At 32.6% G+C, this 15,325-nt stretch carries 15 protein-coding genes and 1 pseudogene; 14 read left to right on the top strand and 2 right to left on the bottom strand.

Annotated elements, in window-relative coordinates; all coding sequences use genetic code 11:
* Nucleotides 1-643: ribonuclease HIII (locus IDG60_RS11145; protein ID WP_206160698.1), on the bottom strand; the 643-nt coding region annotated here is incomplete at its 3' end.
* A gap of 369 nt (nucleotides 644-1,012) precedes the next feature.
* Between IDG60_RS11145 and zapA the strand changes: the two are divergent.
* The 5 genes and pseudogenes from zapA to trxA all read left to right on the top strand — a co-directional run bounded on the left by zapA (nucleotide 1,013) and on the right by trxA (nucleotide 6,431).
* Nucleotides 1,013-1,272, top strand: a pseudogene (zapA, locus tag IDG60_RS11140) (cell division protein ZapA).
* A 7-nt stretch (nucleotides 1,273-1,279) separates the two neighbouring features.
* Nucleotides 1,280-1,801 (top strand): CvpA family protein, encoded by a 522-nt coding sequence (locus IDG60_RS11135; RefSeq protein ID WP_000234068.1) that lies wholly within the window; start codon nucleotides 1,280-1,282, stop codon nucleotides 1,799-1,801.
* 72 nt (nucleotides 1,802-1,873) lie between these two features.
* Nucleotides 1,874-3,586 carry a DNA polymerase/3'-5' exonuclease PolX gene (gene polX, locus IDG60_RS11130; RefSeq protein ID WP_206160697.1) on the top strand — a complete coding sequence of 571 codons (1,713 nt, stop codon included), beginning with the start codon at nucleotides 1,874-1,876 and terminating at the stop codon, nucleotides 3,584-3,586.
* A gap of 9 nt (nucleotides 3,587-3,595) precedes the next feature.
* Entirely contained in the window at nucleotides 3,596-5,944 is a 2,349-nt protein-coding gene (locus tag IDG60_RS11125; protein ID WP_001249272.1) for an endonuclease MutS2, read from the top strand.
* Nucleotides 5,945-6,116: 172 nt separating this feature from the next.
* Nucleotides 6,117-6,431: a thioredoxin gene (gene trxA, locus IDG60_RS11120; RefSeq protein ID WP_001018928.1), complete on the top strand. Its 315-nt coding sequence runs from the start codon at nucleotides 6,117-6,119 to the stop codon at nucleotides 6,429-6,431.
* A 62-nt stretch (nucleotides 6,432-6,493) separates the two neighbouring features.
* Here trxA and IDG60_RS11115 read toward each other — a convergent pair whose 3' ends face one another.
* On the bottom strand, nucleotides 6,494-6,589 hold the full coding sequence (locus tag IDG60_RS11115) for a hypothetical protein (RefSeq protein ID WP_001788625.1): 96 nt from the start codon (nucleotides 6,587-6,589) through the stop codon (nucleotides 6,494-6,496).
* Nucleotides 6,590-6,754: 165 nt separating this feature from the next.
* Between IDG60_RS11115 and uvrC the strand changes: the two genes are divergently transcribed.
* The 9 genes from uvrC (at nucleotide 6,755) to IDG60_RS11070 (ending at nucleotide 15,044) form a co-directional block, all read left to right on the top strand.
* Nucleotides 6,755-8,536, top strand: coding sequence for an excinuclease ABC subunit UvrC (uvrC, locus tag IDG60_RS11110; protein WP_000390524.1), 1,782 nt, complete (start codon nucleotides 6,755-6,757; stop codon nucleotides 8,534-8,536).
* Nucleotides 8,537-8,859: 323 nt separating this feature from the next.
* Nucleotides 8,860-9,474, top strand: a complete 615-nt coding sequence (locus tag IDG60_RS11105; protein ID WP_000079317.1) for a succinate dehydrogenase cytochrome b558 subunit — start codon at nucleotides 8,860-8,862, stop codon at nucleotides 9,472-9,474.
* 51 nt (nucleotides 9,475-9,525) lie between these two features.
* Nucleotides 9,526-11,292 carry a succinate dehydrogenase flavoprotein subunit gene (gene sdhA, locus IDG60_RS11100; RefSeq protein ID WP_000818278.1) on the top strand — a complete coding sequence of 589 codons (1,767 nt, stop codon included), beginning with the start codon at nucleotides 9,526-9,528 and terminating at the stop codon, nucleotides 11,290-11,292.
* Nucleotides 11,292-12,107, top strand: a complete 816-nt coding sequence (gene sdhB / locus IDG60_RS11095) for a succinate dehydrogenase iron-sulfur subunit (protein WP_000139712.1) — start codon at nucleotides 11,292-11,294, stop codon at nucleotides 12,105-12,107. Before sdhA ends, sdhB begins: the two co-directional genes overlap by 1 nt.
* A gap of 235 nt (nucleotides 12,108-12,342) precedes the next feature.
* Nucleotides 12,343-13,143 (top strand): glutamate racemase, encoded by an 801-nt coding sequence (gene racE / locus IDG60_RS11090; protein WP_001039659.1) that lies wholly within the window; start codon nucleotides 12,343-12,345, stop codon nucleotides 13,141-13,143.
* A gap of 11 nt (nucleotides 13,144-13,154) precedes the next feature.
* The gene (locus tag IDG60_RS11085; protein ID WP_000659319.1) at nucleotides 13,155-13,742 is read left to right on the top strand and encodes an XTP/dITP diphosphatase; all 588 of its coding nucleotides are present in this window, start codon (nucleotides 13,155-13,157) and stop codon (nucleotides 13,740-13,742) included.
* Nucleotides 13,735-14,238: a YfcE family phosphodiesterase gene (locus IDG60_RS11080; RefSeq protein WP_000049484.1), complete on the top strand. Its 504-nt coding sequence runs from the start codon at nucleotides 13,735-13,737 to the stop codon at nucleotides 14,236-14,238. The genes IDG60_RS11085 and IDG60_RS11080 overlap by 8 nt, the downstream gene beginning before the upstream one ends.
* Before the next feature lie 127 nt (nucleotides 14,239-14,365).
* A complete protein-coding gene (locus tag IDG60_RS11075; RefSeq protein ID WP_001791787.1) occupies nucleotides 14,366-14,533 on the top strand; it encodes a hypothetical protein in 168 nt (55 codons plus the stop codon).
* Between the two features lie 193 nt (nucleotides 14,534-14,726).
* Nucleotides 14,727-15,044 carry a fibrinogen-binding protein gene (locus IDG60_RS11070; protein WP_000739212.1) on the top strand — a complete coding sequence of 106 codons (318 nt, stop codon included), beginning with the start codon at nucleotides 14,727-14,729 and terminating at the stop codon, nucleotides 15,042-15,044.
* Nucleotides 15,045-15,325: the final 281 nt, after the last annotated feature.

The following is a 15,325-nucleotide window of genomic DNA, read 5'->3' as shown; positions in this document are numbered from 1 at the left end:
TATACACTTCGCGTTTTGCGAACTGATCAATGACGATATAGTCTAATTGAGACGAATCAATTTTTTCAAGTACATTTTTGATGGCTTCATTATGAAGAACAGCTTTCATTTTTACTTGAGTCCAGCCTTTTGCTTGCTGAATATTATATTTATCATTGTGTAGTGTTAATAGTGAATGTGGGATGAAAGCAACCAATTGCTCAGCAAGTTCTACAATTTTGGTATCGGTTAATTTTTTTGAATCATCTACACCCAAAGTTTTTAAAATAGGAACATGCTCTTTGGTAACAAAAGCAGCACACACAGTCAAAGGACCAAAGTAATCGCCACTTCCAGCCTCATCACTACCAATACAGTTAAATTGATCATACATTAAAGTTTGTTCAAGAGAAGAATTAGCCATATTTTTCTTTTTAGTTTTATTAGTATTCAATTGAGAATGCTGCGGTAGAAGTTCTTTAGACACAGCTTCTGCATGATTACCTTGAAACATGACTTTACCTGATTGGTAAATATTTACAGTTGTATTTTGATACTTTGCACGTGCTTTCATACCTTGAGGTAAATTCTCAGTATCAAAAGTAATGCGTGACATTAATGTCGTTATGTCTTTATCCGACAATTTAAAAACGATATTCGCCATTTGTGTAAATCCTTTCATATAATTTCATTATCATTAGCAAAAATAATCATATCATAAATGATAATAACGTCAGAAACATTTATGTATGTTGTAAAGAATTAATTGCGGATACTTACAAAATACATAGTGGTCATGTATAATGTTTATGAAAATGTTATAGTGACACAATTTAAACATGATAAAGTATTGAATAGAAAATTCTTTACATTATTTCATTATAAAAAGAACATTAAGTCATCTATAGAGATTGTGTTGTTGTTTTATCATAATTGCAATATAACAATATTAGTATCAAATTCAGACAAACTATCCAGTCATATTTTATAACGTGAATTTAGATTTTAAAAAAAGGATCAGGAGAAATTATAAATGGCACAGTTTAAAAACAAGGTAAATGTATCAATTAATGATCAGCTTTTTACAATTGTTGGGGAAGATAACCCAGAGCACATACGATATGTAGCACATTTAGTTGATGATAAAATAAAAGAATTAGGGTATAAAGCAGCAGGTTTAGATACTTCAAGAAAAGCAATACTAACTGCTGTGAATATTATGCATGAAAAAGTACTACTAGAAGAAGAAAATCGACGTTTGAAACAACAAATTCACAAATTGCAGCAGCGTGAGCAATAAATGGTCATTGATTTTATCATAATCATTTTCTTTGTGTATTTTGTCATCGTTGGATTCAGACGAGGTTTTTGGTTATCTATGATACATTTGAGTGCAACGATTGTATCATTGTGGATTGCCAGTCAATTTTACAAATCTATTGTAGAAAGATTAATTGTATTTATTCCATATCCTAAAACAACAGCATTTAATACAACTTTTGCGTTTCATTTTAATCATCTACAAAATCGATTTGAAGCGATTGTAGCTTTTTTAATGATTACATTGTTTTGTAAGTTCATTTTATATCTAATTATCGTAACTTTTGATAAAATAATAGCGTATCAAAACATTCATATTTTCAGTCGTGCAATGGGAATGATAGTTGGTGTGTTTATGACGATAATTGTCTTACACTTTACGTTATATCTATTGGCATTATATCCTAACGAAGCATTACAACATCAGCTTAAAATATCTATTGTGAGTCATTCATTGATTTTTCACATCCCATATTTATCGGCTTTCACCATTAATTTATAAATTATCATAAGAGGTCAGGACAAAGGTATATATTAATGATACGTCCTGGTCTTCTTTTTATGGAGTGTTATTATGACAAAAAAAGATGTTATCAAACTATTAGAACAAATTGCTACTTATATGGAATTAAAAGGGGAAAATACTTTTAAAATATCAGCGTATCGAAAAGCAGCTCAAAGTCTTGAATTAGATGAACGACCATTAGATGAAATATCTGATGTAACGGAGTTAAAAGGCATTGGTAAAGGTGTTGCAGAAGTAATCAATGATTACCGTGAGACCGGTGAATCTCAGTATTTACAGCAATTACAGGAAGGAGTTCCGGAAGGTCTTATTCCACTTTTGAAAATTCAAGGACTTGGAAGCAAGAAAATTGCTAAGCTATATAAAGAGTTGAATATTGTTAATAAAGCGTCACTTCAAGTTGCTTGTGAAAATGGAAAAGTTAGTGAATTAAGCGGATTTGCTAAGAAAACGGAACAAAACATATTAGAAGCTGTGAAACAACTTGGTGCTAAGAAAGATAGATATCCAATTGATCAAATGAGAAGACTTAATCAAGAAATCATTGATTATATAGATACATTAAATTATATCGATCAATATTCATCTGCAGGAAGCTTCCGTCGTTTTAAAGAAATGAGCAAAGATTTAGATTTCATAATAAGTACCGATAACCCAAAAGCAGTGCAGCAGCAATTATTAAATATTCCCAATAAAGTAAAAGAAGTTGCAGTGGGGAACACAAAAGTTTCATTAGAATTAGCGTATGATGATGAAACGATTGGTGTCGATTTTCGATTAATTGAACCAAGGGCTTTTTATCATACATTGCAACATTTTACTGGGTCAAAAGAACATAATATAAGAATTCGACAACTTGCTAAAGCACGTGATGAAAAAGTAAGTGAATATGGAATTGAACAAGCTGATGGTACATTAATTCAATATGATAGTGAAGCCAAGATATATGAACATTTTAATGTGAATTTTATACCACCTGCTATGCGAGAAGATGGTAGCGAATTTGATAAAGATCTAAGTAATATCATTACAATAGATGATATTAATGGTGATATTCATATGCATACAACGTATAGTGATGGTGCGTTTTCTATTCGAGACATGGTAGAAGCAAATATCGCAAAAGGTTATAAATTCATGGTAATTACTGATCATTCACAAAGTTTACGTGTTGCTAATGGCTTACAAGTGGAAAGACTTTTAAGACAAAACGAAGAAATTAAGGCTTTAGATAAAGAATATAGTGAAATTGATATTTATTCAGGTACAGAAATGGATATATTACCTGATGGCTCGCTGGATTATGATGATGAAATTTTAGCACAACTTGATTATGTAATTGGAGCTATTCATCAAAGCTTTAACCAATCAGAAGAACAAATTATGGAACGATTAGCTAATGCATGTCGCAATCCATACGTGCGACATATAGCGCATCCAACAGGGCGTATTATAGGTAGAAGAGATGGTTATAAACCGAATATTGAACAATTAATGGCATTAGCTGAAGAAACGAATACAGTATTAGAAATTAATGCCAATCCACATCGACTGGATCTGAACGCTGAAATCGTTCGTAAATATCCAAATGTGAAATTAACTATTAACACTGATGCGCATCATACAAATCATTTAGATTTTATGAATTATGGCGTAGCAACTGCGCAAAAAGGATTTGTAACAAAAGATAGAGTGATTAACGCATTATCGCGTGAAGCTTTTAAAGACTTTATTGAAAATAATATAAAACTTAAGAAATAGAGGGATTTTATGAGACAAAAAACATTAGACGTCTTAGAATTTGAAAAAATAAAATCACTCGTTGCCAATGAAACTATTAGTGACTTAGGCTTGGAAAAGGTCAATCAAATGATGCCAGCTACTAATTTTGAAACGGTTGTTTTTCAAATGGAAGAAACGGATGAGATTGCTCAAATCTATAATAAGCATCGTTTACCAAGCTTGAGTGGCTTATCTAAAGTATCAGCATTCATTCATCGCGCTGATATTGGCGGCGTTTTAAATGTATCAGAGCTTAACTTGATAAAAAGATTAATTCAAGTACAAAATCAATTTAAGACATTTTATAATCAATTGGTTGAAGAAGATGAAGGTGTTAAATACCCAATATTAGATGACAAGATGAATCAATTACCTGTGTTAACTGATCTTTTTCATCAAATAAATGAAACATGCGATACGTATGATTTATATGATAATGCGAGTTATGAATTGCAAGGGATTAGAAGTAAAATTTCTAGCACGAATCAACGTATTAGACAAAATTTGGACCGTATTGTTAAAAGCCAAGCAAATCAGAAAAAATTATCAGATGCTATTGTAACAGTTAGGAATGAAAGAAACGTTATACCTGTCAAAGCTGAATATCGACAAGATTTTAATGGGATTGTACATGATCAATCTGCTTCAGGACAAACATTGTATATTGAGCCATCATCAGTTGTTGAAATGAATAATCAAATTAGTCGATTACGTCATGACGAAGCAATTGAAAAAGAACGCATTTTAACGCAACTAACTGGTTATGTGGCTGCGGACAAAGATGCACTACTTGTGGCAGAACAAGTCATGGGGCAGTTAGATTTTTTAATCGCAAAAGCGAGATATAGTAGAAGTATTAAAGGAACAAAGCCGATATTTAAAGAGGAACGTACTGTATATTTACCTAAAGCATACCATCCATTATTAAATCGTGAGACTGTTGTAGCTAATACCATCGAATTTATGGAAGATATTGAAACGGTAATTATTACAGGACCGAATACAGGTGGTAAAACTGTAACATTAAAAACATTAGGTTTAATTATTGTTATGGCTCAATCAGGATTGTTGATTCCCACACTTGATGGTAGTCAGTTAAGTGTATTTAAAAATGTATATTGCGATATCGGAGATGAACAATCAATAGAACAATCATTATCAACTTTTTCATCTCATATGACGAATATAGTTGAAATTTTAAAGCATGCAGACAAACATAGTTTAGTTTTATTTGATGAATTAGGTGCAGGTACAGATCCAAGTGAAGGTGCTGCATTAGCAATGAGCATTTTAGATCATGTTAGAAAAATTGGTTCTCTAGTAATGGCAACGACGCACTATCCTGAACTTAAAGCATATAGTTATAATCGAGAAGGCGTTATGAATGCGAGTGTAGAATTTGATGTAGATACTTTGAGTCCAACGTATAAGTTATTAATGGGTGTGCCGGGTCGTTCAAATGCTTTTGACATTTCTAAAAAGTTAGGTCTTAGTTTGAATATTATTAATAAGGCTAAGACGATGATTGGTACTGATGAAAAAGAAATAAATGAAATGATTGAATCATTAGAGCGTAATTATAAACGTGTAGAGACACAGAGGTTAGAACTGGACCGTCTTGTAAAAGAAGCGGAGCAAGTGCATGATGATTTATCTAAGCAGTATCAACAATTCCAAAATTATGAAAAGTCTCTAATAGAGGAAGCGAAAGAAAAAGCAAATCAGAAGATTAAAGCTGCAACAAAAGAAGCTGACGATATTATTAAAGACTTAAGACAATTGCGTGAACAAAAAGGTGCAGATGTTAAAGAACATGAATTGATTGATAAGAAGAAACGATTAGATGATCATTATGAAGCGAAATCTATAAAGCAAAATGTACAAAAGCAAAAATACGATAAAATTGTTGCTGGTGATGAAGTAAAAGTATTATCTTACGGTCAAAAGGGTGAAGTTTTAGAAATTGTCAATGATGAAGAAGCAATTGTTCAAATGGGAATTATTAAAATGAAGTTACCTATTGAAGATTTAGAGAAAAAACAAAAAGAAAAAGTTAAGCCAACGAAAATGGTTACACGTCAAAATCGTCAAACAATTAAAACTGAACTTGACTTACGAGGCTATCGTTATGAGGATGCTTTAATTGAACTAGATCAATATTTAGATCAAGCCGTTTTAAGTAATTACGAACAAGTTTATATCATTCATGGTAAAGGTACAGGTGCACTTCAAAAAGGTGTACAACAACATTTGAAGAAGCATAAAAGTGTTAGTGACTTTAGAGGTGGTATGCCAAGCGAAGGTGGATTTGGCGTTACCGTTGCAACACTAAAATAAATTATAATTTGATAAATTAAATAGCTGCAGTTAAAATAATGTAAAGCAACAAGAATACATTTCAAACATGTTATTTGAAATAAGCATAAAAATTGAGCAAATAGAAATACATGAAGCATGTTATCTGATATAATTTGAACATCATAATAATAATTAAGGAGGATTGGCATTTATGGCAATCGTAAAAGTAACAGATGCAGATTTTGATTCAAAAGTAGAATCTGGTGTACAACTAGTAGATTTTTGGGCAACATGGTGTGGTCCATGTAAAATGATCGCTCCGGTATTAGAAGAATTAGCAGCTGACTATGAAGGTAAAGCTGACATTTTAAAATTAGATGTTGATGAAAATCCATCAACTGCAGCTAAATATGAAGTGATGAGTATTCCAACATTAATCGTCTTTAAAGACGGTCAACCAGTTGATAAAGTTGTTGGTTTCCAACCAAAAGAAAACTTAGCTGAAGTTTTAGATAAACATTTATAAGTTATAACCAATGACGACTGGGGCATTTCTTTAATGAATTGCTCCAGTTTTTGTTTGTGTTTTTAATATAAAAAGTTGAATGATAAGTCATCATATTGTTTACGACTTGAGAATGGTGGGATTAATAAATCTATGAACGTTAAATGATAATCTAGCATGCTGATAGATTTGTAGCAGTTGGTTTGATAAAACCATGTTCAATATTACATGATGTGCATGAAAAGTCATACTCGAAGATGTTGATTATGAGCTAGAATTAGTGGTGATAAATTTGAAGCACTTTTGTAGCATCATTCATTTTAAAATTAGAAGGGGGGATATTTTTGGAAGACTATAAGCAACGAATTAAAAATAAATTAAATGTCGTACCTATGGAACCAGGCTGCTATTTAATGAAAGATCGTAATGATCAAGTGATATATGTTGGCAAAGCTAAAAAGCTAAGAAATCGATTGAGATCATATTTTACGGGTGCTCATGATGCTAAAACAACGAGACTGGTTGGTGAAATACGTCGTTTTGAGTTTATTGTCACGTCAAGTGAAACAGAGTCACTTTTACTGGAATTGAATCTGATAAAACAATATCAACCAAGATATAATATATTATTAAAGGATGATAAAAGTTATCCATTTATTAAAATTACGAAGGAGAAATATCCTAGACTACTAGTGACGAGAACTGTAAAACAAGGTACTGGCAAATATTTCGGACCGTATCCGAATGCATATTCTGCTCAAGAAACTAAAAAGTTATTAGACAGAATATATCCATATCGCAAATGTGATAAGATGCCAGATAAATTATGTCTTTATTACCATATTGGACAATGTTTAGGACCATGTGTATATGACGTTGATTTGAGTAAATACGCACAAATGACGAAGGAAATTACTGATTTTCTGAATGGGGAAGACAAAACAATTTTAAAAAGTTTAGAAGAGCGAATGTTAACTGCAAGTGAATCACTTGATTTTGAACGGGCTAAAGAATATAGAGATTTAATTCAACATATTCAAAATCTGACAAACAAACAAAAAATTATGTCATCAGATAAAACGATTCGTGATGTCTTTGGTTATTGTGTTGATAAAGGATGGATGTGTATCCAAGTTTTCTTTATACGACAAGGTAATATGATAAAGCGAGATACAACGATGATTCCATTACAGCAAACAGAAGAAGAAGAATTTTATACATTTATTGGACAATTTTATAGCTTAAACCAACATATTTTACCTAAGGAAGTTCATGTACCACGTAATTTGGATAAAGAAATGATTCAATCTGTTGTGGACACTAAAATCGTTCAACCCGCGCGAGGTCCCAAAAAAGATATGGTTGACCTAGCTGCACATAACGCTAAAGTATCCTTAAATAATAAATTTGAATTAATATCACGTGATGAGTCAAGAACGATTAAAGCTATTGAAGAACTTGGAACACAAATGGGAATTCAAACACCAATTAGAATTGAAGCATTCGATAATTCTAATATTCAAGGTGTGGATCCAGTGTCAGCAATGGTTACATTTGTCGACGGTAAACCAGATAAGAAAAATTATAGAAAGTATAAAATCAAAACGGTTAAAGGTCCAGATGATTACAAATCAATGAGAGAAGTAGTAAGACGACGATATTCTCGCGTTTTAAACGAAGGATTACCATTACCTGATTTAATAATAGTCGATGGTGGTAAAGGACATATGAACGGGGTTATTGATGTGCTACAAAACGAATTAGGTCTTGATATCCCTGTTGCAGGTTTGCAGAAAAATGATAAACACCAAACATCTGAATTATTATATGGCGCTAGTGCAGAAATTGTACCACTGAAGAAAAATAGCCAGGCATTTTATTTGTTGCATCGTATCCAAGATGAGGTTCACAGATTCGCAATCACATTTCATAGACAAACACGTCAAAAGACAGGCTTGAAATCAATACTTGATGATATAGATGGTATCGGTAACAAACGTAAAACATTATTATTGCGTTCATTCGGTTCAATCAAGAAAATGAAGGAAGCTACACTTGAAGATTTTAAAAATATAGGTATTCCTGAAAACGTCGCAAAGAACCTACATGAACAATTGCATAAATAAATTACTGGGCGTGAGAATCATTCTCATGCCCCAAAATATATGAAATAATGTTACAATATGGTTAACAAAGTTATTTTTTTGAATGTACGTGGAAGCGTTTTCTAAATGAGAAAGTTTATCATCACAAGCAATTTTAAATATCGAATCCAAATGTTACATTGTTCGACATGCAGTTTGGTGATCGTACAGTGTGTATTTGTCTTTAAAATGTTTCGCTTAATGATAATGACAACGCTAGAAACGATATCACTTTAGGGGGTTAAGCGTACGTTTAATATAAATAGCTCAATAAATTAAATATTCGTTCACAGGGGGGACTCCTTTTGGCTCAATCAAAAAATGAATTTTATCTAAGACGTATTCACTCGTTATTAGGTATTATCCCAATAGGTGCATTTTTGGTCGTTCATTTATTAGTGAATCACCAAGCAACACAAGGTGCTGAAGCGTTTAATAAGGCATCTAACTTTATGGAATCATTACCATTTCTAATTATTGTAGAATTTTTATTTATATACATTCCGTTGTTATATCACGGTTTGTTTGGTATACACATTGCATTTACAGCAAAAGAAAATGTTGGACATTACTCGATTTTTAGAAACTGGATGTTCTTCTTCCAAAGAGTGAGTGGTATCTTAACATTTATCTTTATTGGTATCCATTTATGGCAAACACGTTTACAAAAAGCATTTTACGGCAAAGAAGTGAATTACGATTTAATGCACGAAACATTGCAACATCCTGGATGGGCAATATTTTATATTATTTGTATTATTGCTGTTGTGTTCCACTTTGCAAATGGCTTATGGTCATTCTTGGTTACTTGGGGTGGACTTCAATCTCCAAAATCACAACGAGTATTTACATGGGTTTCATTAATCGTATTTTTAGTTATTTCGTATATTGGTGTTACTGCAATTATTGCCTTTATGTAATACATCGCATTTAACAAATATAGATTGAAAATTTAGGGGAGTGAAATTTTTATGGCAGAGAAACATCTTATTGTTGTCGGAGGTGGCCTAGCGGGCTTAATGTCAACAATTAAAGCGGCAGAAAAAGGTGCACATGTAGATTTGTTCTCAGTTGTACCAGTAAAGCGTTCGCACTCTGTTTGTGCCCAAGGTGGCATTAATGGTGCGGTCAATACTAAAGGGGAAGGCGATTCTCCTTGGATTCACTTTGATGATACAGTGTATGGTGGCGACTTCCTTGCAAACCAACCACCTGTTAAAGCGATGACAGAGGCAGCACCTAAAATTATTCATTTATTAGACCGTATGGGTGTAATGTTCAATAGAACAAATGAAGGTCTATTAGATTTTAGACGTTTCGGTGGTACATTACACCACAGAACAGCATATGCAGGGGCAACAACTGGACAACAATTATTATATGCATTGGATGAACAAGTTCGTGCATATGAAGTAGATGGATTAGTTACGAAGTATGAAGGATGGGAATTTCTTGGCATAGTTAAAGGTGACGATGATAGTGCAAGAGGTATCGTTGCACAAAATATGACAACTGCTGAGATTGAAACATTTGGTTCAGATGCAGTTATTATGGCAACGGGTGGCCCTGGTATTATTTTCGGTAAAACAACAAACTCAATGATTAATACAGGATCAGCTGCTTCCATTGTTTACCAACAAGGCGCTATTTATGCTAATGGTGAGTTCATTCAAATTCATCCTACTGCAATCCCTGGTGATGATAAACTGCGACTAATGAGTGAATCAGCACGTGGTGAAGGTGGACGAATTTGGACATATAAAGATGGTAAGCCTTGGTACTTCTTAGAAGAGAAATATCCTGATTATGGTAACTTAGTACCTCGTGATATCGCAACGCGTGAAATTTTCGATGTATGTATTAACCAAAAATTAGGTATAAATGGCGAAAACATGGTATATCTTGATTTGTCACATAAAGATCCACATGAGTTAGATGTAAAACTAGGTGGTATCATTGAAATTTATGAAAAATTCACTGGTGATGACCCACGCAAAGTACCAATGAAGATTTTCCCAGCTGTTCACTATTCAATGGGTGGTCTATATGTAGATTATGATCAAATGACAAATATTAAAGGGTTATTTGCAGCTGGAGAATGTGACTTCTCTCAACATGGTGGTAACCGCTTAGGTGCCAATTCATTGTTATCAGCGATTTATGGTGGTACAGTAGCAGGTCCAAACGCGATTGATTATATTTCAAATATTGATCGATCATATACTGATATGGACGAAAGTATTTTTGAAAAACGTAAAGCTGAAGAGCAAGAACGTTTTGATAAATTATTAGCTATGCGCGGTACAGAAAATGCCTATAAATTACACCGTGAACTTGGTGAAATTATGACAGCAAATGTAACTGTTGTTCGTGAAAATGAAAAACTGTTAGAAACAGATAAAAAGATTGTTGAATTGATGAAACGTTATGAAGATATTGATATGGAAGATACTCAAACTTGGAGTAACCAAGCGGTATTCTTTACCCGTCAACTATGGAACATGTTAGTACTTGCACGTGTTATTACGATTGGTGCATATAACCGTAACGAATCACGCGGTGCCCATTATAAACCAGAATTCCCAGAGCGTAATGATGAAGAGTGGTTAAAAACGACAATGGCCTCATTCCAAGGCGCATTTGAAAAACCACAGTTTACTTATGATGACGTCGATGTGAGTTTAATACCACCTCGTAAACGTGATTACACAAGTAAGTCTAAAGGGGGTAAAAAATAATGACTGAACAATCAGTGAAAAACACTCCACAACATGAAACACAATCTAAACCGAAACAAAAAACAGTAAAATTAATTATTAAACGACAAGATACAAGTGATTCTAAGCCTTATGAAGAAACATTTGAAATTCCATATCGTGAAAATTTAAACGTCATTGCTTGTTTAATGGAAATTAGACGTAACCCAGTTAATATTAAAGGTGAAAAAACAACACCTGTTGTCTGGGATATGAACTGCTTAGAAGAAGTATGTGGAGCATGTTCTATGGTTATCAATGGTCGTGCAAGACAATCTTGTTCTGCGATTGTTGATCAATTAGAACAACCTATTCGTTTAGAGCCAATGAATACTTTCCCAGTTATCCGTGACTTACAAGTTGATCGTTCTAGAATGTTCGATAACTTAAAACGTATGAAAGCATGGATCCCAATTGATGGAACGTATGATTTAGGTCCGGGACCACGTATGCCAGAGAAAAAACGTCAAACAGCTTATGAATTATCTAAATGTATGACATGTGGTGTATGTTTAGAGGTTTGTCCTAATGTTACTGAAAATAATAAATTCGTTGGTGCACAAGCAATCTCGCAAGTTCGTTTGTTTAATTTGCACCCAACAGGATCTATGACTAAAGATGAACGTTTAAATGCATTAATGGGTACTGGTGGCTTACAGCAGTGTGGTAATTCACAAAACTGTGTTAATGCTTGCCCTAAAGGTATTCCATTAACAACATCCATTGCAGCAATGAACAGAGAAACAACATTCCACATGTTTAAATCATTCTTTGGTTCAGACCATGAAGTAGAATAAAAATTAATCCCTTTTGAGTTAAAATGTTATGTTCCTTTCAAAATTAAATTGAATGGAGATACACAATAACTTGGAAGGGATTTTTTTAATAAGCAGATTACATGACAATATGATAGTGGGCTGATTTAAAATAAATATTATAATGACAAAAATGGTAAACACAGTGCATAATACTAAAATCCAATGCTTAGTTATGATAAACTAAAAATTAAATTAAAAGTAAGGATGACCGAATATGAATAAACCAATAGGTGTAATAGACTCTGGTGTCGGAGGTTTGACAGTAGCTAAAGAAATTATGCGTCAGTTGCCAAATGAGACGATTTATTACTTAGGTGATATTGGACGATGTCCATATGGGCCAAGACCAGGAGAACAAGTAAAACAATATACAGTTGAAATCGCTCGTAAATTAATGGAATTTGATATAAAAATGCTCGTGATTGCTTGTAATACAGCAACTGCTGTAGCTTTAGAATATTTACAAAAGACCTTATCAATCCCAGTGATTGGTGTAATTGAACCAGGTGCTAGAACAGCAATAATGACTACTAGAAATCAAAATGTATTAGTACTAGGAACTGAAGGCACAATTAAATCTGAAGCATATCGTACGCATATTAAACGTATCAATCCACATGTAGAGGTACATGGCGTTGCCTGTCCAGGTTTTGTGCCACTTGTAGAACAAATGAGATATAGTGATCCAACAATTACAAGCATTGTCATTCATCAAACACTGAAACGTTGGCGTAATAGTGAGTCTGATACTGTCATTTTAGGATGTACCCACTATCCATTGCTCTATAAACCTATCTATGATTATTTTGGTGGTAAAAAGACAGTGATTTCGTCTGGATTAGAAACGGCTCGTGAAGTTAGTGCATTGCTAACATTTAGTAATGAACATGCAAGTTATACTGAACATCCAGATCATCGATTTTTTGCAACAGGTGATCCTACTCACATTACTAACATTATCAAAGAGTGGTTAAATTTATCTGTCAATGTGGAACGTATATCAGTGAATGACTAGGAGGATTTTTAATGAAAGAGATTGTTATTGCATCGAATAATCAAGGGAAAATAAATGACTTTAAAGTAATATTTCCAGATTACCACGTAATAGGTATTTCAGAACTAATACCAGATTTTGATGTGGAAGAAACAGGATCAACATTTGAAGAAAATGCTATATTAAAATCAGAAGCTGCTGCAAAAGCATTGAATAAAACTGTCATAGCTGATGACAGTGGACTAGAAGTTTTTGCATTAAATGGTGAGCCAGGTATATACTCTGCACGTTATGCTGGTGAAAATAAAAGCGATGAAGCAAATATTGAAAAATTATTAAATAAGCTTGGTAATACAACTGATCGTCGTGCGCAATTTGTTTGTGTCATAAGTATGAGTGGCCCTGATATGGAAACAAAAGTATTTAAAGGTACTGTTTCAGGTGAAATTGCAGATGGAAAATATGGCGAAAATGGTTTCGGATATGATCCGATATTTTATGTACCGAAATTAGATAAAACCATGGCTCAACTTTCAAAAGAACAAAAAGGGCAAATTAGTCATAGACGAAATGCGATTAATTTACTTCAAGCTTTTCTTGAAGGTGAAAAAAATGTCTAAATGGATTATTGTGAGTGATAACCATACTGAATCAGGCGTTTTATATCAAATTTATGAAATGCACCCAGATGCAGATGTATATTTACATTTAGGAGATTCAGAATTCGCGTATGATGATACGGAACTTAGCTTATTTAATAGAGTAAAAGGCAATTGTGATTTTTACCCAGAATTTGAAAATGAAGCGGTCGCAAAATATAATGACGTGAAAGCATTTTATACTCATGGACATTTATATCAAGTCAATCGAACAAGAGATTTATTAGCTGAAAAAGGACTTGAATTAGGTTGTTTGTTTGCATTTTATGGACATACACATGTGGCAAAATATGAGTATATTAATGGTGTTCATGTTATTAATCCTGGAAGTATATCTCAATCTAGAAGTTCAATGGAAGAAACATATGCTGAAGTTATTATTGATGATCAAACTTTACATGGCACCATCAATTTCAAAAATCGACATCACGAAACAATCAGTCATACTACTTTTTAAATAGAAGTAGCTATGGCTTTTTTTAGTTTATAGACTGATTTAACTAGGAGGTCGTGTCATGAATGTTTGTTTAAAAGTATTTCTGACAATTTTATAAGATAATTGGAATGAATAACACATTTATGTTATGAAAAGAATTGTAATTTTGGAGAATGTGATTGTTGATAACCCTATATGGTTGAATCATGTTGATTATTTGGTTAAAAGTGTATTATTAAAAAGTATAAAATTAAGATTCCAAGAAGTCAGGAAATTTGAAATTTTAGTTAAAATCATGAATCGTATACATATTTAAAAGGATTTCTAAAGTCATAAATTATATCAATAATTTGATGGTTAAAATATGGAGTAGCAAAATTCTTGAAATTCAGAAATGTAGTGACACAAATATTAATGTTTAGTTAATAAATAGTTAATGTAGTTTTTTGTATCTGTCTATTATTATAAATATATACAAAATAAATATTTGAGGATAGGTGTTATTAATTATGAAAAAGAATTTTATTGGGAAATCAATTTTAAGCATAGCTGCTATTAGTTTAACGGTATCAACGTTTGCCGGTGAATCTCATGCACAAACTAAGGTTGAAAAATATAACGAGTATCAAACAAACTTTAAAAAACAAGTAAATAAAAAAGTTGTGGACGCACAAAAAGCTGTAAACTTGTTCAAACGTACAAGAACTGTTGCAACACACCGTAAAGCACAAAGAGCTGTTAACTTAATTCATTTCCAACACAGCTATGAAAAGAAAAAATTACAAAGACAAATCGATCTAGTTTTAAAATATAATACTTTAAAATAATTGATAGAAGCCATGCTATAGAGTGTGGCTTTTTGCTATATCCAAAGGTATAATTATTTTATAATATTGTGTTTATTTGAATGGTGAGCTTATTGGGATAAATCATATAAATAATTACTTAAAAGTGAATGCAATAGTTGTTTATGTTTTGAACAAGCGAGGTGGCTATTGTGAAAAGGAAATCGAATGTATTAACAATCATAAAAATTGTAACGGATATAGTGGCAACCGTGTTAATCATACGTGCTTTATTAAACAGTCGTAAAGATGCTAAATAAATT

Source organism: Staphylococcus sp. EG-SA-2 (genome assembly GCF_017152085.1).
This window is presented reverse-complemented; position numbering and strand designations above follow the sequence as displayed.